Origin of the sequence: Streptomyces sp. NPDC008238 (genome assembly GCF_042956445.1) — a bacterium.
Lineage (GTDB): Bacteria > Actinomycetota > Actinomycetes > Streptomycetales > Streptomycetaceae > Actinacidiphila.
On record NZ_JBIBGK010000022.1, the window covers coordinates 85,766 to 108,709 of the forward strand.

The 22,944-nt window shown below is 74.6% G+C and carries 24 protein-coding genes; 9 read left to right on the forward strand and 15 right to left on the reverse strand.

Annotation, left to right across the window (positions count from 1 at the left end; genetic code table 11):
- Positions 1-68 precede the first annotated feature (68 nt).
- Positions 69-668 (forward strand): TetR/AcrR family transcriptional regulator, encoded by a 600-nt coding sequence (locus ACFZAU_RS32065; protein ID WP_500555062.1) that lies wholly within the window; start codon positions 69-71, stop codon positions 666-668.
- Between the two features lie 14 nt (positions 669-682).
- Positions 683-2,266 (forward strand): glycerol-3-phosphate dehydrogenase/oxidase, encoded by a 1,584-nt coding sequence (locus tag ACFZAU_RS32070; RefSeq protein WP_500555095.1) that lies wholly within the window; start codon positions 683-685, stop codon positions 2,264-2,266.
- Positions 2,267-2,279: 13 nt separating this feature from the next.
- On the opposite strand, the gene ACFZAU_RS32075 is transcribed toward ACFZAU_RS32070, so the two are convergent.
- Entirely contained in the window at positions 2,280-2,843 is a 564-nt protein-coding gene (locus tag ACFZAU_RS32075) for a TetR family transcriptional regulator (protein ID WP_500555063.1), read from the reverse strand.
- 230 nt (positions 2,844-3,073) lie between these two features.
- Between ACFZAU_RS32075 and ACFZAU_RS32080 the strand changes: the two genes are divergently transcribed.
- Positions 3,074-3,580 carry an ATP-binding protein gene (locus tag ACFZAU_RS32080; protein ID WP_500555064.1) on the forward strand — a complete coding sequence of 169 codons (507 nt, stop codon included), beginning with the start codon at positions 3,074-3,076 and terminating at the stop codon, positions 3,578-3,580.
- A gap of 81 nt (positions 3,581-3,661) precedes the next feature.
- Positions 3,662-4,522, forward strand: coding sequence for a thioesterase family protein (locus ACFZAU_RS32085; RefSeq protein WP_500555065.1), 861 nt, complete (start codon positions 3,662-3,664; stop codon positions 4,520-4,522).
- Positions 4,523-4,568: 46 nt separating this feature from the next.
- Here the strand turns inward: ACFZAU_RS32085 and ACFZAU_RS32090 are convergent, their stop codons facing one another.
- The 4 genes from ACFZAU_RS32090 to ACFZAU_RS32105 all read right to left on the reverse strand — a co-directional run bounded on the left by ACFZAU_RS32090 (position 4,569) and on the right by ACFZAU_RS32105 (position 8,209).
- The gene (locus tag ACFZAU_RS32090; RefSeq protein WP_499608338.1) at positions 4,569-5,510 is read right to left on the reverse strand and encodes an ornithine cyclodeaminase family protein; all 942 of its coding nucleotides are present in this window, start codon (positions 5,508-5,510) and stop codon (positions 4,569-4,571) included.
- Positions 5,507-6,640, reverse strand: a complete 1,134-nt coding sequence (locus ACFZAU_RS32095; protein WP_500555066.1) for an aminotransferase class I/II-fold pyridoxal phosphate-dependent enzyme — start codon at positions 6,638-6,640, stop codon at positions 5,507-5,509. The genes ACFZAU_RS32090 and ACFZAU_RS32095 overlap by 4 nt, the downstream gene beginning before the upstream one ends.
- The gene (locus ACFZAU_RS32100) at positions 6,637-7,284 is read right to left on the reverse strand and encodes a helix-turn-helix transcriptional regulator (protein ID WP_500555067.1); all 648 of its coding nucleotides are present in this window, start codon (positions 7,282-7,284) and stop codon (positions 6,637-6,639) included. The genes ACFZAU_RS32095 and ACFZAU_RS32100 overlap by 4 nt, the downstream gene beginning before the upstream one ends.
- Positions 7,285-7,354: 70 nt before the next feature.
- Positions 7,355-8,209: a serine hydrolase gene (locus ACFZAU_RS32105; protein WP_500555068.1), complete on the reverse strand. Its 855-nt coding sequence runs from the start codon at positions 8,207-8,209 to the stop codon at positions 7,355-7,357.
- A 541-nt stretch (positions 8,210-8,750) separates the two neighbouring features.
- Between ACFZAU_RS32105 and ACFZAU_RS32110 the strand changes: the two genes are divergently transcribed.
- On the forward strand, positions 8,751-9,113 hold the full coding sequence (locus ACFZAU_RS32110) for a DUF1330 domain-containing protein (RefSeq protein ID WP_500555069.1): 363 nt from the start codon (positions 8,751-8,753) through the stop codon (positions 9,111-9,113).
- Positions 9,114-9,138: 25 nt separating this feature from the next.
- Here ACFZAU_RS32110 and ACFZAU_RS32115 read toward each other — a convergent pair whose 3' ends face one another.
- Positions 9,139-9,816 (reverse strand): FadR/GntR family transcriptional regulator, encoded by a 678-nt coding sequence (locus ACFZAU_RS32115; protein WP_500555070.1) that lies wholly within the window; start codon positions 9,814-9,816, stop codon positions 9,139-9,141.
- A gap of 3 nt (positions 9,817-9,819) precedes the next feature.
- Here ACFZAU_RS32115 and ACFZAU_RS32120 point away from each other — a divergent pair, with 3 nt between their 5' ends.
- On the forward strand, positions 9,820-11,088 hold the full coding sequence (locus tag ACFZAU_RS32120; protein ID WP_500555071.1) for an MFS transporter: 1,269 nt from the start codon (positions 9,820-9,822) through the stop codon (positions 11,086-11,088).
- A 64-nt stretch (positions 11,089-11,152) separates the two neighbouring features.
- Here the strand turns inward: ACFZAU_RS32120 and ACFZAU_RS32125 are convergent, their stop codons facing one another.
- The gene (locus ACFZAU_RS32125) at positions 11,153-11,722 is read right to left on the reverse strand and encodes a mycothiol transferase (RefSeq protein ID WP_500555096.1); all 570 of its coding nucleotides are present in this window, start codon (positions 11,720-11,722) and stop codon (positions 11,153-11,155) included.
- 211 nt (positions 11,723-11,933) lie between these two features.
- Here ACFZAU_RS32125 and ACFZAU_RS32130 point away from each other — a divergent pair, with 211 nt between their 5' ends.
- Positions 11,934-12,314 carry a hypothetical protein gene (locus ACFZAU_RS32130; RefSeq protein WP_500555072.1) on the forward strand — a complete coding sequence of 127 codons (381 nt, stop codon included), beginning with the start codon at positions 11,934-11,936 and terminating at the stop codon, positions 12,312-12,314.
- A 48-nt stretch (positions 12,315-12,362) separates the two neighbouring features.
- On the opposite strand, the gene ACFZAU_RS32135 is transcribed toward ACFZAU_RS32130, so the two are convergent.
- The 3 genes from ACFZAU_RS32135 to ACFZAU_RS32145 form a co-directional block, all read right to left on the reverse strand.
- Positions 12,363-13,070, reverse strand: coding sequence for an SDR family oxidoreductase (locus ACFZAU_RS32135; protein ID WP_500555073.1), 708 nt, complete (start codon positions 13,068-13,070; stop codon positions 12,363-12,365).
- A 182-nt stretch (positions 13,071-13,252) separates the two neighbouring features.
- Positions 13,253-13,723, reverse strand: coding sequence for a hypothetical protein (locus tag ACFZAU_RS32140; protein WP_500555074.1), 471 nt, complete (start codon positions 13,721-13,723; stop codon positions 13,253-13,255).
- A gap of 176 nt (positions 13,724-13,899) precedes the next feature.
- On the reverse strand, positions 13,900-14,076 hold the full coding sequence (locus tag ACFZAU_RS32145) for a hypothetical protein (protein WP_499608315.1): 177 nt from the start codon (positions 14,074-14,076) through the stop codon (positions 13,900-13,902).
- A 325-nt stretch (positions 14,077-14,401) separates the two neighbouring features.
- On the opposite strand from ACFZAU_RS32145, the gene ACFZAU_RS32150 reads away from it, so the two are divergent.
- Positions 14,402-15,508 carry a sensor histidine kinase gene (locus ACFZAU_RS32150; protein ID WP_500555097.1) on the forward strand — a complete coding sequence of 369 codons (1,107 nt, stop codon included), beginning with the start codon at positions 14,402-14,404 and terminating at the stop codon, positions 15,506-15,508.
- Between the two features lie 25 nt (positions 15,509-15,533).
- Here the strand turns inward: ACFZAU_RS32150 and ACFZAU_RS32155 are convergent, their stop codons facing one another.
- The 5 genes from ACFZAU_RS32155 to alr form a co-directional block, all read right to left on the reverse strand.
- The gene (locus ACFZAU_RS32155) at positions 15,534-16,181 is read right to left on the reverse strand and encodes a response regulator (RefSeq protein WP_500555075.1); all 648 of its coding nucleotides are present in this window, start codon (positions 16,179-16,181) and stop codon (positions 15,534-15,536) included.
- Positions 16,178-17,326 carry a sensor histidine kinase gene (locus tag ACFZAU_RS32160; protein ID WP_500555076.1) on the reverse strand — a complete coding sequence of 383 codons (1,149 nt, stop codon included), beginning with the start codon at positions 17,324-17,326 and terminating at the stop codon, positions 16,178-16,180. Before ACFZAU_RS32160 ends, ACFZAU_RS32155 begins: the two co-directional genes overlap by 4 nt.
- Positions 17,327-17,391: 65 nt before the next feature.
- Positions 17,392-17,664, reverse strand: coding sequence for a hypothetical protein (locus ACFZAU_RS32165; RefSeq protein ID WP_500555077.1), 273 nt, complete (start codon positions 17,662-17,664; stop codon positions 17,392-17,394).
- The gene (locus tag ACFZAU_RS32170) at positions 17,661-18,674 is read right to left on the reverse strand and encodes a D-alanine--D-alanine ligase family protein (RefSeq protein WP_500555078.1); all 1,014 of its coding nucleotides are present in this window, start codon (positions 18,672-18,674) and stop codon (positions 17,661-17,663) included. The genes ACFZAU_RS32165 and ACFZAU_RS32170 overlap by 4 nt, the downstream gene beginning before the upstream one ends.
- Positions 18,671-19,867 carry an alanine racemase gene (gene alr / locus ACFZAU_RS32175; protein WP_500555079.1) on the reverse strand — a complete coding sequence of 399 codons (1,197 nt, stop codon included), beginning with the start codon at positions 19,865-19,867 and terminating at the stop codon, positions 18,671-18,673. Before alr ends, ACFZAU_RS32170 begins: the two co-directional genes overlap by 4 nt.
- 507 nt (positions 19,868-20,374) lie before the next feature.
- Here alr and ACFZAU_RS32180 point away from each other — a divergent pair.
- On the forward strand, positions 20,375-22,816 hold the full coding sequence (locus ACFZAU_RS32180) for a SpoIIE family protein phosphatase (RefSeq protein WP_500555080.1): 2,442 nt from the start codon (positions 20,375-20,377) through the stop codon (positions 22,814-22,816).
- Positions 22,817-22,944: the final 128 nt, after the last annotated feature.

Genomic DNA, 22,944 nt, shown 5'->3' on the forward strand with positions numbered 1-22,944 from the left:
GTCGTCTCTGGGTGTTCGTTCCCGGGGTGTCGTCCCCGCGCCCCTTACAGGGCGTTACACTGTGACACATGACGCCTATTCGTCACAACACCTCGGACAGCGATCCGGTGCTCGACGCGGTCTGCGACTGCGTCCTGGCCGTCGGTGTCCGCCGCACGACCCTGACCGACGTGGCCCGCCGCGCCGGCGTCTCCCGCATGACGCTCTACCGGCGGTGGCCCGACGTGCGCACGCTCGTCGGTGACCTGATGACCCGCGAGTGGGTCTCGGTCGCGGTGGAGGCGATGCCCGAGCGGCGCCCGGGCGCCAGCACCCGGACGCACATGGTCGAGGGGCTGGTGGAGGTGGTCCGCGCCCTCCGCGCCCACCCGCTGTTCGTCAAGATCCTCGACGTCGACCCCGAACTGCTGCTCCCCTACGTGCTCGACCGCCGGGGGGCCAGCCAGGACGCGCTGCTGGAGCTCGTCGCCGGCGCCCTGGAGGAGGGCCACGCGGACGGCTCGGTCCGCGCCGGGCACCTCGTCCTGCAGGCCCGTTCGGTGATGCTCGTCGTCCAGTCGTTCGCGCTCTCGCTGCGCACCATGACCGCCGAGGACGACCCCGACCTGAACTCCGCGGCCTTCCTCGGGGAGCTGCGGGACATCCTGGAGAGGATCCTCACCCCATGAGCCCCATGAGCCCCATGAGCGGCACGAGTCCCACGAGTGCCCGGGCCGCTTCCCCCGCGCCCTCTCCCGCCTCCTCGCTCACCGCCGCGCGGCGCGCCCGCGAGCTGGCCCTGCTCGCCGCCGGCGAGCAGGTGGACGTCCTGGTCGTGGGCCTCGGCGCCACCGGCGCGGGCGCGGCCCTCGACGCGGCGTCCCGGGGGCTGTCGGTCGCCGCGATCGACGCCCACGACCTGGCCTTCGGCACCTCGCGGTGGAGTTCCAAGCTGATCCACGGCGGTCTGCGCTACCTGGCCTCGGGCCAGTTGAACGTTGCGTACGAGAGCGCGGTGGAACGCGGCGTGCTGATGGAGCGCACCGCGCCCCACCTCGTCCGCCCCCAGCCCTTCGTGCTGCCGCTGACCCCGCTGGTCTCGCGCGGCCAGGCCGCGCTGGCCTGGTCGGGCTTCCGGGCCGGCGACGCGCTGCGCCTGTCGGCGCGGACGGCGCGGGCCACGCTCCCGGCGCCGCGCCGGCTGTCCGCGGTCGAGACCCGCCACCTCGCCCCCGCCCTCCGCGTGTCGGGGCTGCGCGGCGGCCTGCTGTCGTGGGACGGCCAACTCGCCGACGACGCCCGTCTGGTGACGGCGATCGCCCGGACCGCGGCGGCGCACGGGGCCCGGGTCCTGACCCGGGTGCGCGCGGTCTCGCTCAGCGGTTCGGGCGCCGTCGTACGCGACGAACTGACCGGCGAGGAGCACACGATCCGGGCCCGCGCGGTGGTCAACGCCTCCGGTGTGTGGGCGGGCGGCCTGGTCGACGGCGTACGGCTGCGGCCGTCCCGCGGCACGCACCTGGTCCTGCGCGCCGACGGCCTCGGGGGGCTGCCCGCGGGGCTGCACATACCGGTCCCCGGCCAGGCCAACCGCTTTGTGCTCGTGCTGCCGCAGGGCGACGGCCGGGTGTACGTGGGGCTCACCGACGAGCCGGTCGAGGGTGCGGTGCCCGACGTGCCGGAGGTGCCCGAGACGGACATCGGCTTCCTGCTCAACGTGCTCGGCACGGCGCTCGACGTCCCCGTGCACCGGGACGACGTGGTGGGCGCGTTCGCCGGGCTGCGCCCGCTGCTCGACACCTCCGCCGACGGCTCGGGCCGCACCGCCGACATCTCGCGCAAGCACGCGGTGCTCACCTCGGCGGAGGGCGTCGTGACCGTCGTCGGCGGCAAGCTCACCACCTACCGCCGCATGGCCCAGGACGCCGTCGACGCGGCCGTCACCGCCCGCGGCCTCGGCGCCGGGCCCTGCCGCACCGCGTCGCTCCCCCTCGTGGGCGCCGCCGCACCGCACGTGCTCACCGCGCTCAAGGCCCCGCGCCGCCTGGTGCAGCGCTACGGCACCGAGGCCCCCGCCGTCCACGCCCTCGGTGCCGCCGACCCCGCCCTGCGGGAGCCCGTCGTCCCCGGCCACCCCGTCACGCGCGCGGAACTGGTGTGGGCCGTCCGCCACGAGGGCGCGCTCGACACCGGCGACCTGCTCGACCGGCGCACACGCGTCGGTCTCGTCCCGGCCGACCGCGAGACGGCGCTCGAGGCGGCCGAGGAGGCACTGGCCAGGGCGTGAACCCGGCCCGGGCTCACGTAGCCGCGGCGCCCCCGGGCGTACGGTCCCGGGCGCGCCAGCCGGTTTCGAGGCGGTCGAGGAGCGCGCGGAAGGAGACGTCCGCCCGCTCCTCTTCGCCGTCGGCGAGGAGCGCGACGAGCGTGCCGAAGGAGCCGTTCACCAGCAGGCGGGCCTCGATCCGGGCGTGTTCCCCGTCCATGCCCAGGCCCTCGAAGACCGGGACGAGGAGATCGGTCCACTCGGCGACCAGACCGCCCAGGTAGGGGCCGTGCCGCTCGGGGTTGAGCATCGAGGAGGCCATCACCTGGAAGTACAGCGGCAGCAGCGCCCGCCGCTCCGGGCTGCGGATGTCCCGCCACAGCGCCTCCGCCAGGCGCCGCACGGCGGTCGCGTCCCGGGGGGTGCCGATGACGGCGAGGACCCGCTGGAAGCGCAGGATCGGGCGGTCGGCGTCCAGCGCCAGCGCCTCGGCGACCAGGCGTTCCTTGCTGCCGAAGTAGTAGAGGAGCATCCGGTCGCTGGTGCCCAGCGCCTTGGCCATCGGCCGCAGGGACAGGTCCGCCAGACCGTGCGTCACCACGTACTCCCTTACGCGGTCGAGGAGTTCCCGCCGTTTGGCGGGATCGGCCCGTCGTGGCATCGCGACCTCCGGTGGATGATTCGTCTGTTTAATCTGCTTTGCCGGTTTGTTTACCGTAGCACCCGCTACATGTATATTCGGTAGGTGTAGCGACTGCTACAGGAATGGCCGCCGGGCTCCGAGCCGCTGCCGCCGGAGGGACACCGACACCGAAGGGAATGATCGCCATGGCCGTCGAGGCCGTCGGCACGGACGAGGCAAGCACCCCCGCGTCCTGGCTCGCCAGGCAGTTCAGGCTGTGGTCGCGGGTCCTGGAACCCGTGCGCCCCCTGCACGCTCCGGCGGGACGCACCACCACCCTGGGCTCCTCCTGGCCGCTGGAGCGCGAGCTGACCTCCGTCGGCCGCGCCCGCGGGCTGGTCACCGCGCGGACCGCCGAGTGGGGCCTCGGCGATCTCGCCGACACCGTGGAGCTGCTGGTCAGCGAGCTGGTCACCAACGCGCTGCGACACGCGCGCGGCCCGGTCCGGCTGAACCTGCGCGTCCAGGAGGCACGTCTGCGGTGCGAGGTCGAGGACGTCAGCCCCCGGGCCGCCGTCCGGCGCGTCGCCGACAGCGAGGCGGAGGGCGGGCGCGGCATGGAGATCCTCGACCTGCTCAGCGACGCCTGGGGCTCCGACCGGACGGCGACGGGCAAGACGACGTGGTTCGAGCTGACGGTGGCCGCCGCCTGAGGGGACGGGCGGGCGCCCCCGTGACACGGCGGCTACCCGCCAGTAGCCTCTGTTCCGTCGTCAGCGGGCGGGAGAGCAGCGGTGAGCGTGCCGGACCACAGTTCAGTCGAGGCCTTCTTCGAGCGGGTGGCGGACGAGCGCTTCCTCCCGACCGGGTACACACGCGGCCCCTGGGACGCCGCGAGCCAGCACGCCGGGCCGCCGGCGGCCCTGCTCGGCCGCGCGGTGCAGACGCGTCCGGGCGCCCGCGAGGACATGCGCCTGACCCGGATCACCTTCGAGATCCACAGCCCCGTGCCGCTCGCCCCGCTGACCGTGACCACCCGCGTGCTGCGCGAGGGGCGCAGCGTCGAACTGGTCGAGGCCGCCCTGACTCCCGACGGGGGCGCGGAGGTCATGCGGGCGCGGGCCCTGCGCATCCGCACCGCGCCCGGCACCGTCCCGGCCGCGGGGCCCGCCGCGGCCCCGGGCACCGGTCCCGACGCGGACCCCGGCGCCGCCTCGCCCGAGCCCCCGGTTCCCGGGCCCCGGCAGGCCCGTCCCGAGCCGTTCTTCCCCGTGCCGTGGGACACCGGCTACCACACGGCCGTGGAGGCCCGGTTCGCCGCCGGCTCCTTCCTCGACCGCGGACCCGCGACCTGCTGGCTGCGGATGCGCGTCCCGCTCGTCGCGGGCGAGAAGACCGCTCCCCTGGACCGCGTCCTGGTCGCCGCGGACTCCGGCAACGGCGTGAGCAACGTGCTGGACTTCGCCACGCACCTCTTCGTCAACCCCGACCTCACCGTCCACCTCCACCGCCACCCGGCGGGCGAGTGGGTGTGCCTCGACGCCCGCACCACCGTCGACCCGTACGGGGTGGGCATGGCGGAGACCGCCCTCCACGACGAGCAGGGCCCCATCGGGCGCGGCGTGCAGAGCCTGTTCGTGGCCCCGCGCAGGTGAGCGGCGGGGCCGGGAGCCGGCGGGGCGCCCGGCCCCGGGCCTCGGCTCAGCCCAGGAGTTCCGCGGCCACCGCGGAGGCGACGGCCGCGTCGAGGGCGCCCACGCCCGTCAGGTCGGCGATCGTCACGGCCGCGTCAGCGCGCTCCGGCGGGGTCACGAGCAGGGCGCCGAGGGGGACGTCGGCGTCCGCCCGGACCGCGCCCGCACGGACGGCGTGGGCGAGGTCACCGTGGTGGAGGCACTGCTCGTGGTCGTCGGTGGCGATGACGGCGGCGCGCGAGAACAGCGCGGGCGGCAGCTCGTTCTTGTGCGGCATGTCGGCGCCGACGGCCGTGACGTGCGCGCCGGGGCGGACCGCGGCGGCGTCCAGCACCGGGGCGGTGGCCGGTGTGGCGGTGACGACGACGTCGGCGGCCGCGGCCTCCGCCGCGGTGGCGGGGACGGCGTCCAGCCCGTGCGCGGCGAGGTGCTCGCAGAGGGCACCGGTCCGGCGTGCGTCGCGGCCGTGGACGTGCACCCGGCCGACGGGACGCAGCATCGCCAGCCACCGCACCTGCAGCCGCGCCTGCTCTCCGGTGCCGAACACCCCGACGCTGCGGGCGCCCGGGCGGGCCAGCGCGTGGCCGGCGAGCGCCCCCGCGGCCGCGGTGCGCCAGGCGGTGAGGCGTCCGCCGTCGTCGAGGACGGCCCGGACCCGGCCGGTGTGGGCGCTGATGACGCAGACCAGCCCGTGGTTGACGGGTTCGCCGCGGTCGGGGTTGCGGTAGAAGCCGGAGGCGATCTTCACGGTGAAGTCGTCGGAGCCGTCGATCCAGCCCGTCTTCACGTGGCAGTCGCCGTCCGCGGCGGGGAAGGTCAGGTGCGTCGGTGGCGGGACCGTGGTGCGGCCGGCCGCGTGGGCGATCAGCGCGGTGCGGACGGCGTCCAGCACCAGCCCGGGCCGCGCGGCGGCCTCGATCTCCTCCGGGCCCAGGACGGGGACGCTCATCGGCGTGCTCGCAGCCAGCCGGCGAGGGCGTCCAGCGCGGGGGCGGGGTCGCGGCGGCCGATGCCGACGCGGAAGCGGTCGGCGGGCGTGTCGGTCAGCTCGGAGCGGTAGATGCTCGCGGGCAGCAGCAGCACCCCGGCCTGCTCGACGAGTTCGGTGCAGAAGCGCTCCACGCCCTCGGCGCCGAGGTAGCGGGGGTAGGCGACGCAGCCGCCGTCCGGGGCCCGCCACGTGAACAGGTTGTCGAACCCGGCGAAGAAGGCGTCGAAGAGCGGGATGTTGGCGGCGATCAGGGCGCGGTTGCGCTCCAGGATCCGGTCGCGGGCCTTGAGGGCGATCCGGGCGAGCACCTCGCTGGGCGCGGCGTTGCAGATGGTGGTGTAGTGCTTGGCGCGCTCCAGCCGGGAACGCAACTCCCGGTCCCGGCAGGCGATCCAGCCGATCCGCAGCCCGGGCAGGCCGAGCGACTTGGACGTGACGTTCAGCGACAGCGCCCGTTCCGAGAGGTCGGCGGCCTGCGGCAGGGTCCGGGCCGGGTCGCGTTCGAGACCGCGGTAGACCTCGTCGCTGAACAGGTGGATGCCGCGCTCGTCGCAGAGTTCGACCAGGCGCGCGAAGTCGGCGGCGCCGATGACCTTGCCGGTCGGGTTGTTGGGGAAGTTGACCGAGACCACGCGGGTGTTCGGGCGGAGCGCCGCCGCCACCCGGTCCACGTCCAGGGCCCAGTCCCGCCCGGGGTCGAGCGCGACGCCCGTCACCTCGCACAGGGAGAGGGGCACGGTCTCGGCGGCCTGGTAGTTGGGGGTGACGACGACCGCGTGGTCGTCCGGGCCGAGGAGCACCTGCATCGCCAGGTAGAGGGCCTCCTCGGCGCCGGCGAAGCAGATGACGTCGTCGGCGCCGGCCCGCTCGTACGTCGCGGCGATCGCCTCGCGCAGCCCGGGGTCGCCGTGCGTCCGCGTGTAGCCGAAGGAGAGCGTCTCCCAGGCGTGCCGGTCCTCGGTGCCGGCGAGTTCCAGCAGCTCGGGGAGGGTCATCGTCTCCGCGTCGGAGGCGGTCAGGTGGTGACGAGCGGTGAACTCCCAGCGGGAGAAGTAGGTTTCCAGCCGGAAGTCGGGCAGTCGGCTCACGGGTGCTTCCTCTGTGCTTTGAGATCGGCGAGCAGGGCGTAGACGGTGGAGCGGGACGCCTGCAGCGCGCCGGCCACGACCGGTACGGCGCGGCGCATCGCGAACACCCCGGCCCGGTCGAGTTCCTCGAGGATCGCGAGGCGGTCCTCACGGCCGAGGCGTTCCACCGGGCAGCCCCGGTCACGGGTGTAGGTGCCGACGGTCCGCTGGACGTGCTCGGTCCAGTCCTGCTCGAAGAGCGGCTCGGGGCGCGGCACGGTGGGCGCGCCGAAGGCGGCGAGCACCGAGGCGGCCTGCTCCAGCGGCGTCCGGTCGAGGTTGACGCACAGCACCGCCGAGGGCTCGCCGCCGGCGTCCCGCAGGACGGCGCTGACGGAGGAGAGCCTGCGCCCGTCACCGAGCAGCTTCTCGTACGGGCCGTAGACGTCGTGCGCCGACGGGTCCAGCCCGTCCAGTTCGCCGAGCAGCGAGGGATCGCCCGCGGTGCGCCGGGTCATCGGGTTCCAGATGCCGAGCACCCGGTCGTCCGCCACGTCGTGCAGGACGACCTCGGCGTACGGGCTCAGCAGCAGGGCCACGGCCTGGCACACCGGGGCCCACTGCCGTACCCGGGGGTCGTTCTCGTCGACGCGCGCCTTCTCCATGGCTGGACTGTACGTCCAGACTGGACGCACAGTCCAGCCCACTCGGACCCGGGGCGCCGGGGGAGCTCCGCTACGCCGCGTCGAGGTCCCGGTGGACCACGCGGGAGACCGCCTCGATGGTGGCGATGCCGGAGGCCATCGTCCGGTCGTCGTCGGTGAGGACGGTGATGCTGTAGTCGTGCCCGCCGCCGGTGAAGGCGCCGAGGCTGTGCACCCGCCAGCCGTGGGTGGCACGGGAGAGCCAGCCGTTCTTGACGTGGACGCCCGCCGATCGCGGCGCGCCCGCGGGGGTGCCCCAGCGCTGGGAGGGCTCGACCTCGCCCATCAGCTTCAGGGCGTAGGCGCGCGCGTCGTCGCCGAGCACTCCGTTCGGCGCCGTGAGCAGGTCCATCAGCTTCTGCTCGTCCGCGGCGGTGATCCGGGTGAGCCCCCAGGCCCCGGCGCCGTCCGGCACGGTGTGGCGCATCCCGGCGGCGGCCAGGAAGTCGTTGACCTTGGCGACGCCGAGCTGCTTCCACAGCGCGGTCGTGGCGTCGTTGTCCGACTTCGTGATCATGGCGGTGGCGAGCGCGGCCTCGCGGTCGGTGAGGTGGCGGTGGTGCTGCCGCACGTCCCGCAGGAGGGTCGCGAGGACGGTGACCTTGACCGTGCTGGCGGAGTCGAAGTGCTGGTCCGCGCGCAGCGTGCACGACGTGCCGGTCGTGCGGTCGTGCACGGACACCGCGGTACGGGCGGTGCCGCCCTCCAGGGCCTTGGTGATGTCCCGCTGCAGCGCCGCGGCCAGTGCGGGTGCCGCCGAGCTGCAGCTGACCCGGGGTGTCGCGGCGGCGGCCTGCGCGGTCGCGGCGCCGGCGGCCACGGGGACCGCCACCCCCGCGACGACCGCCGCCGCCATGGCTCGCCGGGATATTCGCGTATGACCCATGTCACTCCGTCCATCGGGTTGCTGCCGACCGGGCTGACTGCCCAGTGTCGGTGGACGGTTGGGCCGGACGGGATGTGACGTCCACTACGTCGCGACGGGTCGGCGGGCGCTCCGCCGGGCCCGGCGCGGCACGGTCCCGGGGCGGGCCGACGGGTCACCGGGGCACGCTCGGGCGGCCCTCGCATGGTCGCGGCGCGCGGCCGCTCCGCTCCCCCGCGGCGGTAGTCCGGACACCCCAAGTCACGCCCGCCGAGCAGACCTTGGCGATCGGGCGGCGCACCGGAGGCGGCGGTCGCGGGGCGCCGTCACCGCCCGGCGGTCCGGGCCCCGCCCGGGCCGGCGCGGCCTTCCGGAACGGGTTCCCGCGCCCGGCCGCGCACCCATGCCCGAAGCGTGGCGATATGACCCGAATGTGATGAAGCTCGCACGCCCGCCATGACCTCCGGCGTCATCGACCGCACGCACGCGTCCCGGCAGGATCGAGGACGTCCGGCAGCACGGAGGGACCGGACACCGCACACCCCGATCCGAGGGAGCAGCCATGACCGCCTACGCCGTCGCCCACCTTCGTCCCGGACCGCCGCACGAAGAGGTCTTCGCCTACATGGAGCGCATCCAGGACACGCTGGACCCCTTCGGCGGACACTTCGTCGCCCACGGCGCGACCGTGGAGGTCGTGGAGGGGCGGTGGCCGGGGACGGTCGTCCTGATCGGGTTCCCCGACCTGGACCGGGCGCGCGCCTGGTACCGGTCGCCCGCCTACCAGGAGATCCTTCCGCTCCGCACCCGCCGTCTGGACGGTGACGTCGTCCTCGTGGACGGCGTCGGACCCGGTTACGACGTCACCGGGACCGCCGCGCGGCTCAGGGAGGACGCCGTACGGTCGGGCGCCCTGCCGGGGTGACCGCCGGACCGCGGGCCCGCCGGGCTCAGCCGACGAACCGGCAGCCGGAGGTGTGGGAGGCGGCCTCCCCGGCCGCCGCGGCCGCGTCCCCGGCGCGGATCGCCTCCAGCAGGCGGGTGTGGTCCATGCGGTCCTCGGGGCGCAGGACGGGGGCGCCGAAGTGCTCCTTGAGCGAGTCCCTGATCACCTGGCCGAGGTCCGCGTAGAGCTCGGCCAGCACCTCGTTGTGCGAGGCGGCCACGACCGCCAGGTGGAAGGCGCTGTCCGCGTCCACGAAGGCGTCCCGGTCGCCCGAGGCCCAGGCCCCTTCCCGCCGCTCCAGCAGCGTGTCGAGGCGGGCGAGGTCCTCGTCCGTGCGGCGCGTCGCGGCGAGTCCCGCCGCGGACGACTCCAAGGTGCCGCGCACCTCGGTCACGTCCCGCTGCCGGGCCTCCGCGAAGCGGCGCCGCATCACCCCGGCGAGCTCGCTGGTCGCGGCGACGTAGGTGCCCGAGCCGTGGCGTATGTCCAGCAGGCCGTTGTGGGCCAGCGCGCGTACGGCCTCGCGGACCGTGTTGCGGGCCACGCCCAGCTGCCGCACGAGTTCCGGCTCGGTCGGGATGCGCGAGCCGACCGGCCAGGCCCCGGAGGTGATCTGGCGGCGCAGTCCGGACACCACCTGCTCGTAGAGCCCGGAAGGACGGGACACGGGACGTAGACTCATCCCATGATTATACGCCGGAGGGTCCCGGGACGGTCCAGGTCCGCGGAACGGCGGAACCCGGCGCGGCCGCGTGCCCGTACCGGCGGTCTCGCGGTGGTGGCGCTGCTGCTGGTGGCGTTCAACCTCCGCCCCGCCGTCACCAGCCTCGGGCCGGTCCTGGCCGAGGCGCGGTCCGCGCTGGGGATGAGCGGCGCCGTGGCCGGGCTGCTCACCTCCGTGCCGGCGCTGTGCTTCGCCCTGGTCGGCGTCGCCGCGCCCCGGCTGGCCCGGCGGCACGGGCCGTCGGCGGTCGTCGCGGCGGGTACGGCCGTGGTCGCGGTGGGGCTGGTGCTCCGGCCGCTGGCCGGCGGCACCGCGCTGTTCCTCGCGCTCAGCGCCGTGGCGCTCGCCGGGATCGCGGTGGCCAACGTGCTGCTGCCGGTGGTGGTCAAGCAGCGCTTCCCCGACCGGGTCGGCCGGATGACGGGCCTGTACTCCATGGCGCTCAACCTGGGTGCCGCCGTCGCGGCGGCCGCCACCGTGCCGCTGTCCGGGGCGTTCGGCGGCGACTGGCGGTGGGGGCTGGGCTCCTGGGGCGTGGTCGCGGCCCTCGCCGTGCCCCCGTGGCTCGTCCTGGCGCGCCTGCGTATGGCGGACCGGGCGCCGGAACCGGAGCCCGTGCCCCCGCCCGGTGCCGGGCCGGGGCCGGGCCACGGGTCCGGGGTCCGGATGACGCGCTCCCCCACCGCCTGGGCGCTGGCCGGGTACTTCGGGCTGCAGGCCGGTGCCGCCTACGTCGTGATCGGCTGGCTGCCCCAGATGTTCCGGGACGCGGGGCTGTCGGCCGGGACGGCGGGTCTGCTGTTCGCCGTCACCTCGCTGCTGGGGGTGCCGCTGTCCTACGCCCTGTCCGCCCTCGCGGGGCGGCTCCGGCAGCAGAGCGGCATCGCGGTCACGCTCGGTGCGTTCGGACTGGCCGGGTACGCGGGCCTGTGGGCGGCACCGGCCGCCGCGCCCTGGGTGTGGGCGGTACTGCTGGGCGTCGCCAACTGCTCGTTCCCGCTCGCGCTGACGATGATCGGGCTGCGCGGCCGCGACAGCACGACGGTGGTGCGGCTCTCCGCCTTCGCCCAGAGCGCGGGCTACCTGCTGTCGATCCCCGTGCCGTTCCTGGTCGGCGCGCTGTACGAGCGCACCGACGGCTGGCGTGTCCCGCTCGCCCTGCTGGCCGTCCTGATGGTGGCCCAGCTGGCCGCCGGCCTGCTCGCGGGGCGGGACCGGAGCGTGGGCTGAGCGCGGCCCCGGGCGGGCGTCCGCCCGGGGCCGGCGGGCCGGGGCGCGAGGTCCCCGGTCCGCGTCACTGACCCACTCTGCCGTCGACGCACTCGCGCAACAGGTCCGCGTGCCCGCAGTGCCGGGCGTACTCCTCGACCCGGTGCACCAGCAGCTCGCGGACCGCGATCCCGTCCTTGCCCACGCGCGCGCCCAGGTCCGGGTGCGCGGCCAGTGCCGCGTCGGTCGCGGCCTGTTCGCGCTCCAGGTCGGCGAACGCGGCGTCGACCACGTCCCGGTCGGCGACGGCGCCGTCGAAGTCCGCGTCGCGCGGGCCGTACAGCTTCGGCAGCGGTTCGCCGTCGCTGATCCAGTTGCGCCAGTCCCGCTCCACCTCGGCGAGGTGCCGGACCAGGCCGAGCAGCGACATCGTCGACGGCGGGACCGAACGGCGGGCCAGCTGCTCCGGTTCCAGGTCCTGGCACTTCATCCGCAGCGTCATGCGATAGCTCGTCAGGTAGTCCTGGAGGGTGGCGAGTTCACCGTCCGGACTCGGGCCGTCACTGTTGCGGGGGTCGTCGTCCGGGTCGGCCCACATGTCGGGGTAGACGGTCGCCCTGGTCCATCGCGTCGCTCGGTCGCTCATGCCCCGCATGGTGGCCGGTGACGGCCCGGACGCGCCACCGATTTGCCGGGCGGTCGCCCGCCGGGCACCGGAGACCGCGGCCGCCCCGTACCGCGTCAAGGGGGCGGGCACGGAACCGGCCATATCTAGTTGAATCGTTGACCACCTCCGCGTGGGCCGGTCAGGCTGGAGGTGCCTCAAGACGCCATCGCAGCACCTACGAACACCACGAAGGAGAGTCATGCACCGTTTCGGGTACCGGCGCGCCGCGGCGGCCGTGGCGGCAGCGGCCGCCGGAATCCTGCTGGCCACCGCCCCCGCCCCGGCGTCGGCGACGACCGGTCCGGTCGCCGCGGGCGACGCCGGGGACTCCGGGTGCGCCACCGCGGGCAGTCTCTGCGTCTACGAGACGGAGTGGTTCACGGGACGCTCGGCGCTCTACCGGGAGGTCGACGCCGGGTGCGTCACAGCGCCGTTTGGGATCCTCGCGAACATCAACATGACGGACCGCCCCGTCACGTTCTACAAGAACACGGACTGCACGGGCCCCTCGACGACCGAACCCGCGGGCAACCTCCATTCCTGGAAGTCCCTCGGCCCCATGTTCAGCTTCCGCGCCTGAGACGCGTAACCCCGGCGGCGCGCGTCCGCCGACGGCCGGTCCCGGTCGTCACCAGGGGAGCGCGCCGTCGCGGTCGAAGTAGCCGCCGGTCGGTCCGTCGGCGCCGACGAGCGCCATGCGGACGATGATCTCGGCGCCCTGCTCGACGGTCTGGAAGCCGGTGTTGCCGTTGAGGTCGGTCTTCGTGAAGCCCGGCTCCACCGAGTTGATCCGGAAGCCCGGCAGCGCCTTCGCGTACTGCACGGTGATCATGTTCACCGCCAGCTTCGACGCCGGGTAGTCCAGGCCCGGGAACAGGTGGGCCGGCTGGTCGGGGTCCGTGACGTGGTGCAGCGACCCCAGGCCGCTGCCGACGTTGACCACGACGGGGGCGGCGGACCCGCGGAGCAGCGGCAGGAAAGCGTGCAGCACGCGCACGACACCGAAGACGTTGGTCTCGAAGGTCCGCCGCATCGCGTCGGCGGTGGTCTCCACGGTGGGGACGACGCTGTTGTCCACCCGGCGCACCTCGATGCCGGCGTTGTTGACCAGCACGTCCAGGCTGCCCCGTTCCCCGACCGTGCGGGCGGCGGCGGCGACCGAGTCGTCGTCCGTCACGTCGAGCCGGACGAAGGACGCCCCCAGCCGCTCGGCGGCCGCGCTCCCCCGCTCGGGGTCGCGGGCCCCGATCCACACGGTGTGGCCCTCGGCGACCAGGCGGCGCGCGGTCTCGTACCCCAGCCCCTTGTTGCCCCCGGTGATCAGTGTGGTGGTCATGGTGTGGCTCCCGTCTCAGGTGTTCGTTCTCCGACACCCCCAGGTTGCGGCGGGACGGGACGGGCAGGCAGTCGTCCCGTTTTCCTGGGACTCGCGGTACCAGCGTCCTCCGGGGGGCCGGCCGGCCTGGACGGCTGAGGGCGCCCCCTGCGGCAGGGGCCGCACTCGGCATGCCGTCCGCGTCAGTCGACTTCGCCGTACTCCACGGGGAAGTCGGGGGGCCACGGCCGGCTGAAGTCGAACAGCGACGGGTCCTCGAACTTGCGGTCCGCCTCGCGCCACGAGGGATTACCGGAGACGACGAAGCTGTCCCCGTCGGACTCGATCATCCACGTGAAGACCGCATCGTCCGCAGGGAGATGATGGCGCTCCCGCAGCACCGCGAACTCGGCCCCGGTCGCCCGCCGAAGGTGAATACCCTTCTCGTAGATGGGCTTGAGCAGCATGAGCGTTACGTGGCCGAAGTACACCTCGACGCGGGTGTTCGTGTTGTCGACCGCGGTGGCGTCGCTGCGCAGCAGCAGCACCCGGTGCGACGGCGCGAAGCTGACCACGCGGAACAGCCGCCCCTCACACACGAAATCCGGCATTTCCCGGGTTCCCCCTGTCCTCGCGGCCCCACGCGTCGGCACGCCGCCGAGCAGATCGTGCACTGCGACTGCGGACCCTGGGCCGGCGGCCGTTCCGGTGGCGGGTTCTCCACCGCGCCCTGCGGCAGCCCATCACCTTATCCGTCTGCTCCGCCCGTCGTCCCGGACCGGGTCACGGCCCTCCGTCACCGGTCGGCGCACCACGCCGGCACGCCCGCGGGCGCGCTGCACCGCACCGTTCACACGGGTTCCACCGAGGCGTCGGCGCCGGGCGCGCGCCGCATCGGGGCGGTGGGCCGCGGGACCGCGGTTTCCCGGTCCATCAGGTCGGCGTCCGCGCCGAGGACGGCGACTTCGAGGGCCGTCCGCGCGTAGACCCGGGCGGAACGCAGCAACTGGTGCAGGAAAGTGGACATCGCGGGCCTCCTGTGACGGTGGAAGGTGAGCCCGTCGTGCCTTGGACGCGGACCGCGCCGCAGCCCGGGTGCGGGCTGCCCGCGGGCCCGTTCCGGGGAAGGGCTCCTGTACGTCACGCTACGAACTCGGCGGGGTACCCCGCTTCGGGCAGAAGTCCGACCCGTCCCGCGGTCACTGCGACTTTCGGCCGAGTGCCGGTCCCCTACGCGGGCGATACGCGGTGCTGCCTAGGCTTCGGGGATGCGCGCACCGATCGTGGAGGACGAGTCCGAGCCGGCCGGGAACGTCCATGACGGTCCCCGCCCGGCGGCACCGGCGGCACCCCTGCGCAGGCGCCCGGGGCTCAGCGCCCGGCTGAAGCTCACCCTCAGCTATGCCGGGTTCGTCCTGCTCTCCGGCGGCCTGCTGCTGGCCGTGGTCTGGGCGTTCCTGCTGCGCTACGTGCCCGACAACAGCAGGGGCCTGCTCGGGATCTCGCCCAACCGGACCGTCCTCCTGCACGTCTTCGCCCCCGCCGCCGCGGCGGCACTGGTCTTCCTGCTGCTGTTCGGGCTGCTCGGAGGATGGCTGCTGGCCGGCCGGATGCTCGCACCCCTCACCCGGATCACCGCCGCCGCACGAACCGCCGGCAACGGATCGCTGTCCCACCGCATCCGCATGGAAGGCCGCCACGACGAGTTCCGCGAACTCTCCGACGCGTTCGACACCATGCTCGAGCAACTCGAATCCCACGTCGCCGAACAACAACGCTTCGCCGCCAACGCCTCCCACGAACTGCGCACCCCCCTCGCCATCTCCAAGGCCCTCCTCGACGTCGCCCGGACCGACCCCACCCGCGACCACACCGAGCTCATCCACCGCCTCCACGCCGTCAACACCCGCGCCATCGACCTGACGGAAGCGCTCCTCCTGCTCAGCCGGGGCAACAGCGCCCACCTCCCCCGCGAGACCGTCGACCTCTCCCTCCTCGCCGAGGAGACCTCCGAAACCCTGCTCCCCCACGCCGAACGACGACGCATCACCCTCCACGTCACCGGCGGCACCGCCCCCACCCGCGGCTCCGTCGAACTCCTCCTGCGCATGACAACGAACCTTGTCCAGAACGCCGTCGTCCACAACCACCCCACCGACGGCACCGTCACCGTCCACACCGAAACCCACCACCACACCAGCCTCCTGCGGGTCGAGAACACCGGCCCGCCGCTGCCCCCCGGCCTCGTCCCCACCCTCACCGAACCGTTCCAACGCGGAACCCAGCGCATCCGCAGCGACGAACACCCCGGCGTCGGGCTCGGCCTCGCCATCGTCCACAGCATCGTCCGCGCCCACCACGGAACCCTCCACCTCGCCCCCCGCCCCACCGGCGGCCTCAGCGTCACCGTCCGCCTCCCCACCGCGCGGCAGACGCCGGACACGGGCGGGACCCGGTAGGCCGGCGGCGCGTCGGGGCGGCCGGCTAGCGTTCCGCCAGGCCGGAGCGCCACGCCCACAGGGCGATCTCGACGCGGTTGCGGGCGGAGAGCTTGGTCTGGATGTTGCCCATGTGGGTCTTCACCGTTCCCAGGGACACGAAGAGTGCGGCCGCTATCTCCGCGTTGGTCCGTCCCTCGGCGACGAGACGGGTGACCTCGGTCTCCCGTGAGGAAAGCCCCGGTCCCGACGGGGCGGCGGTCCGCGGCGTCCTCAGCCCCCGCAGCAGGCGGATGGTGATCGCCGGACTGACCAGGGCCTCCCCGGAGTGCGCCGCGCGCACCGCCTCGGTCAGCAGGGCCGGGCCGGAGTCCTTGAGCAGGAAACCGCAGGCGCCGCTGTTCAGGGCGTCGTACACGTACTCGTCGTCGTCGAAGGTCGTGACGACGACCACCTTCGGGGAGCTCCCGGCGCCGGGCCGGTTGAGTTCGCGCAGGGCCTGCAGGCCGTCCATCCGCGGCATGCGGATGTCCATGAGGACGACGTCGGGCTCGAGCGCGCGGGCCAGTTCCAGGGCCTGGACGCCGTCCTTGGCCTCACCGACCACCTCGATGTCGTCCTCGACGCCGAGGATCAGCGAGAAGCCGGTGCGGACCATGGTCTGGTCGTCGGCCAGCAGGACACGGATCGTCATCGGGCACCCCTGGTCGGTATGCGCGCCTGTACGCGCCAGCCCTCGGGGGACCTCGGGCCGGCGGTGAGGGAGCCGCCGAGCGCCGCCGTGCGCTCCCGCAGGCCCTTGAGGCCGTAGCCGCCTCCCGCCGTGTGCCCGGCCCGGCCGCGGCCGTCGTCGGACACCTCGACCGTCACCGCGTCGGGCCGGCCGTGACGGCGGACGAGGATGTCGAGCGAGCGGGCGTCGCCGGCGTGCTTGCGCACGTTGGTGAGGGCCTCCATGACCACCCGGTGCACGGCCGACTGGACGTCGATGGGGACCACGTCGACCTCGCCCTCGATGCGCAGCCTCACCTCCAGGCCGCTGTCGGAGGTGAAGTGCCCGGCCAGGGACCTGATGTCGGCGATCGTGCCCGTGGGCGAGAGCCGGGCGTGGGCGTCGGGCTCGCGCAGCAGGGTGACCATGCGGCGGATGGCGGTCATCGCCTCGTCGCCGGCCTCCTCGATCCGTTCCAGGGCGGGGAGCACGGCCTCCGGCTTGCTCGCCGCCACGGTCCGGGCGGCCTGGGCCAGCACGACGATGCCCGTGACGTGGTGGGCGACGTAGTCGTGCAGATCGGAGGCGATGCCCGTCCGCTGCGCCTGCTGGGCCGCGATCATCCGGCGTTGCCGGCTGGTCTGGAACATGCGCAGGTAGAGCCCCGCCGCAGCGAAGATGACGCCGCCCAGTGCGAGGATGAGGGCGAGGACCAACGCCGCTCGCTGGTTCACCAGCCGTGTCGGCTGGAGCACCAGGCCCGCCAGCAGCAGCGGTACCGCGAAGCCGGCGCGTACCGGTTCGGCCCGCCACGCGGCCAGTCCGACCAGGACGACGCCCACGACGGAGACGGTGAACCCGAAGGGCACGACCTGGTAGGAGACCGGCGGCGCCACGAAGGTCACCAGCACCAGGGCCGCTCCCAGGACGGAGGCGGCGGTGCCCAGTGCCGCGGCGTTCAGGCGCGGCATCAGCACGGCGACGACCATGGCCAGCAGCACGGTGGGCGGGTGGGCGGCGTTCACCGTCACGTCCAGGGTGCCCAGGACCAGCAGCGCCACGAGGGCGGCCACCCAGCCGATGCCCTGGACCAGCCGCTCGAAGAGGCCCTCAGCCCTGTTCCCCACGTTCCCGTCATCTCCGCTTCCGCTCACCGACCGGGCGGAGGCCGCTCCGGGTGCCCTGTCCAGTGTCACCGATCCGCCGCGGAGGACCCGGGCCCGCTTCCCCGCGCCGGGGGCGGGCCGGTGCCGTCGGGGCGCGCGGCCCTCCCCCGGTCCGCGTCCCTGTCGTCCGAGCCGTCCGAGCCGTCCGTTCCCGCGCCCAGCACCACCACGTCGAGGACGGCCTGGGCGTAGACGCGGGCGGTGCGCAGCAGGCGCTGCATCGGGGGTTCCCCGGGGGTGCCGGCGTGCGGCGCCGTGGACGGGACGGGCCCGTCGCCGCCACCGTGCGCCCCGGTCACCGTCGCACCTGCCCGGTGGCCGGGCCGTCGGCGAGGGCGCCCTGGACGAGTTCGCCGAGCAGCGCGGGGTACGTCAGCCCCTGGTGCTCGAACATCTTGGGGACCTGGGACTGCGCGGTCATGCCGGGCATGGTGTTCACCTCGTTGAGGACAGGGCCGTCGGGGGTGAGGAAGAAGTCGCAGCGCGCCACTCCGCGGCAGCCGAGCGCCGTGAAGAGGGCGAGGGAGGCCTCGACGAGCCGGTCGTGCTCCCGGGCGGAGAGCGGGGCGGGGATCAGGAACCGGGCTCCGCCGTCGTACTTTCGCTCGGTGTCGAAGAGGCGCCCGTCGTCCAGGACGATCTCCAGCGGGGGCCCGGCCACGAGGCGGCCGTCCGCGCGCCGCAGAACGGCGAGGTCCACCTCGCGGCCGGTCACGAGGTGCTCCACCAGGACCCTGCCGTCGATCCGCAGCGCGGCGGCGATCGCCGGCGCGAGGTCCGTCTCGTCGGTGACGAGTGACACGCCGTGGCTGGACCCCGCGGCGACCGGCTTGACCACGACCGGGCCGTCGAAGCGCACCTGGTCGGCGGTGTCCGCGGTGACCAGGAATCCCGGGGCGACGGCGATGCCCACGGCCTCGGCCACCAGTTTCGTCGCCCACTTGTCCATCGCCAGGGCGCCGGCCCGGACGCCCGCGCCGACGTAGGGGAGCCCTGCCAGGTCCAGCAGCGCCGCGAGCGTGCCGTCCTCGCCCAGCGGGCCGTGCAGGGCCGGGAAGACGACGTCGCAGCCCGCCAGCACGCCGAGCGCCGCGGACAGGCTCTCCGCCGGGGAGCCCGCCAGGGGCCGCCCGGCGGCGTCCCGCCACACCCCGTCGCGTCCGATGGTGAGGGCGACGACGTCGTGGACGGCCGGGTCGAGCGCCGAGCCGACGGACGCGGCGGAGGCGAGGGAGACCTCGTGCTCGGTGCTGCGGCCGCCGCCGAGCACGGCGACGCGGATGCGGGGGGCGTTCCCGTGGTCGGTCATGCGGCCACCGCCGGGCCGTGCGCCGTGCGGCGCAGGCGTGCGCCCAGCCCCGTCACGATCTCGTGCTCGATGGTCCCGGACCACCGGGCCCAGTCCCGGACGGTGGGCTCGCCGGCGTCGCCCGTGCCGAAGACGGTGGCGACGTCGCCGGGTGCGGCCGGGTGTTCGCCGCAGTCCACGATCGCCTGGTCCATGGAGACGCGTCCGACGACGGGGCAGCGGCGGCCGCCGAGCAGCACCTCCGCGCGGCCGGACGCCGCGCGGGGCAGGCCGTCCGCGTAGCCGACGGCGAGCAGGGCCAGGCGGGTGGGCCGCGGGGCGGTCCACGCGTGCCCGTAACCGGCTCCGGCGCCGGCCGGCACCGTGCGGACGGACACGACGGGCGCCCTGAGCGTGAGTGCGGGGCGGAGCCGGGTGGTGCGCGTCGGGTCGATGCCGTAGAGGCCGGCGCCGACGCGGCTGAGGTCGAAGCGGGTCCGCGGGTCGGTGAGGGTCGCCGAGGTGGCGGCCAGGTGCCGGACGTCCGGGCGCAGCCCGGCCCGTACCGCGGTCGCCGACGCCGTCCGGAAGAGGTCGAGCGCGCGGTCGGTGCACGGGTCCCCGGGGGTGTCCGCGCAGCCGAGGTGGCCCATGACGCCGGTCACCCGGACCAGGCCGGCCCGCTCCGCCTCACGGGCCCGCAGGCACAGGTCGGGCCACTGGCGGGGGTCGGCGCCGTCCCGGGCCATGCCGGTGTCCAGGTGCAGGTGCACCCGCGCGGGCCGTCCGGTCCGCGACGCGGCGCGGGCCACCGCGGCCAGGTGCTCGCGGCCGGGTACGGCCACCGAGACGTCGGCCCGCAGGGCCTCGTCGAAGGCGGCGTCCACCGGGTTGAGCCAGCTCAGGATCGGGACCCGGAATCCCGCGTGCCTGAGGAACAGTGCCTCCTCGACGGAGGTGACGCCCAGGGAGGTCGCACCCGCGCCCAGCGCGGCACGGGCCACGCCGGCCGCGCCGTGGCCAAAGCCGTCGGCCTTGACCACCGCCATCAGTCGAGCCGCGCGGGCGGCGAGGAGGCGGGTGTTCGCGACGACCGCCGCCAGGTCGACGCCCAGCTCCGGGCCCGTGGTGCCGCCGGGTGGCGGCGGCGGTGGCGGGGGCGGGGGCGGGCCGACGAGGCGGACGACGGGATCGGTCAGTGGTGCGCACAGCATGGGAGGCCCTTCGGGTGTCGCGGTCGGACCGGCCCCCCGGGGGCCGGGCGGACACGAGGCGTCACCGGGACGGAAGTGGGGAGCGGCCCACGCCTGAGTGGGTGCCGGGGGCCAGGACCGGTGGCCGGGGCACAGGGTGCGCGTGGTTCCGGTACGTGGCGTGGAGCTCATGGCAAGGACGCTACGAAGCCACCCCGGCCGCCCGCTTCGGGCGGAAGTCGGACGTCTTCACGGTGCGCTACGACTTTCGGCCGATGCCCGCGCCGCCCCGCCGCCGGGTTCTTCGTCTCCGCGGGTCGTGTTCGTTCCCGCGGGTCGCGTTCCCGCGGTCGGCGTCCGTACGGGGGCGCCCGCGGAGGCCGGGCAAGAGCCTGTGGGTCTCGGTAGCCTGAAGGGTGGTACGGCCATGAGGCGGTCCAGCCGCGGGCGCCGCGACGGCAGCCGCCTCACAGGCGCCCCGGCATCCCGGGGCGACCGGGATCGTCACCTTGCGTGACAGGACTGAGCATGGGCAATCCCTCACAGGCTCCCTTCGGACGGCACTTCACGGGAGCGTCCGGCGACGAGGACGTCGCCGGTTTTGTGCTGGACGACGAAGGCGTCGTCTCGGCGTGGAGTGCCGCGGCCGAGCGGCTCCTCGGCTTCGGGCCCGCGGACGTCGTCGGACGCCCGGCGGCCGCGCTGTGGCCGGAGGCCTTCGCCGGACGCACGGGGGACGCCGCCGCACAGCCGTACGACGGGGGACGGCGCGCCCTGCTGACCCGGCGGGACGGGGAGCACGCCGACGTCGTCCTCGACCTGTCGCGGTTGCTGGGCCCGGGCGGCCAGGACACCGGGGGCACACTGGTCGTCGTGGTCCCGGCGGCGCATGCCACGGCCGAGGGACAGGCGATCCTGGAGGCCCTCTTCACCCAGGCGCCCATCGGCATCGCCGTCTACGACCGGGACCTGCGCTTCGTACGGATCAACGCCGCCCTGGAACGCATCCACGGGTTCCCCGGTGACAGTGCCCTCGGCCGTCCCGTCAGCGAGGTGCTGCCGGGGCTCGACGCCATGGCGATCGAGCGCAGGCTGAAGGGGGTCATGGACAGCGGCCGTCCGGTCGTCAACGCCGTCCACCAGGGTCGCACCCCCGCCGACCCGGACCGGGACCACGTCTGGCACGTCTCCTCGGTCGTGCTCACGGCACCGGACGGCGACGTCCTCGGGGTCACCGATCTGATCATCGACATCACCGACCGCCACCGGACCAAGGAGCGCCTCGCGCTCCTCGACGAGGCCGGGATGCGCATCGGCACCACGCTGGACGTGCGGCGCACCGCGGAGGAACTGGTGGACGTGCTCGTGCCCCGGCTCGCCGACGTGGCGACGATCGACCTCCTCGACGACGTCATGGAGGGCGCGGAACCGGAACCGATGGGCTCGGGGCCCGTCGCGCTGCGGTCGCTGGCCCGCACGGCCGTCGACCCGGACGTCGTCGCCGGGCTCCGGCGGCCCGGGGAACTGCAGGACTACCCCACGGACTCGCCGCACGTGCAGAGCCTCGCCGACGGCCGGCCGCGGCTGATCCCCGCGGTGGGCCCCGAGGCCGGCTGGCTGCGGGACACCGCCGACCGCGAGGTCGGGGCGATGCCCGGGCACGGGACCGACTCCCTGATCCTCGTGCCGCTGCGCGCGCGGGACGCGACGCTGGGCCTGGTGCACCTGTACCGGGGACGCGAAACGGAGCCCTTCGAAGCGGACGACCTCGTGCTCGCCCAGGACATCGTCGCGCGTGCCGCGGTGTGCCTCGACAACGCCCGCCGCTACACCAACGAGCACACGGCCGCGCTCACCCTCCACGCGAGCATGCTGCCGCGCAGCGTCCCGGACCAGAGCGCGGTCGAGGTGGCGCAGCACTACCGGCCGTCGCGCGTCCACGCGGGGGTCAGCGGCGACTGGTTCGACGTGATCCCGCTGTCGGGGGCCAGGGTGGCGCTGGTGGTGGGCGCGGTGCCGGGCACGGGTTTCCAGGCGGCCGCGTGCATGGGGACCATCTGCTCCGCGATCCGCACCCTCGCCCAGGTGGATCTGACGCCCGATGAGTTGCTGGGCCAGATCGACGACATGGTGCCGCGGCTCCTGGAACGCGAACACGCCACCGGGTCCGCTCCGGTGGTGGAGGCCCTGAAGGGGTCGACCTGCCTGTACGCCGTCTACGACCCCGTCACGCGGCGGTGCGTCATGGCGAGCGCCGGGCATCCGCCGCCCGCGGTCGTCGGAAGGACCGGGGACGTGCTGATCCCCGAGGTGCCGGTCAACAACCCCCTCGGCCTGGGGGACCCGGTGTTCGAGCCGCTGGACCTGGAACTGCCGGAAGGCAGCACCCTGGTGTTCTCCAGCCACAGCCTCCAGCGCCCCACGGACACCTCCGAGACGCTCGCCGCCAGGCTCAGCACCGTCGTCGCCGACCGGGGCCGCCCGATCGAGGAGATCTGCCGCGCCATCTCCGACCTGGTCGCCGCCCACCTCACGGTGGAGGACGGCCTGGCCCTGCTGCTCGCCCGCACCCACCCCCTGGACCCGGGGAAGCTGGCCACCTGGACCGTGCCTCCGGTCCCGGCGGCCGTCGGCGACATGCGGTCCCTGGTGCTGCGGCAGCTCGGCCAGTGGGGGCTGGAGCACCTGGCCTTCTCCACCGAACTCATCGTCAGCGAGCTGATCACCAACGCGATCCGCCACGGGCAGGACCCGATCCGGCTGCGGCTGATCCTGGACCGCACGCTCATCTGCGAGGTCAGCGACACGGCGAGCACCTCGCCGCACATCCGCCGGGCGGCCACCACCGACGAGGGCGGCCGCGGGCTCTTCCTGGTGGCGCAGTGCTCGCACCGCTGGGGCACCCGGTACGCCCTGGCCGGCAAGACCATCTGGGCCGAGCAGACCCTGGAGCCCGTCCCGGCGGCCTGACGCGTCCGGCACCCGGTCGTCACTCCGCGCGATTCACCCGTTCGGCGGCCTCTTGGTCGCGGTTGCGGGGCGACCGGCGTCTCCTGGACGCGACCGCATCCGCGTTCGAGTGGGAGGTCGCCGATGTA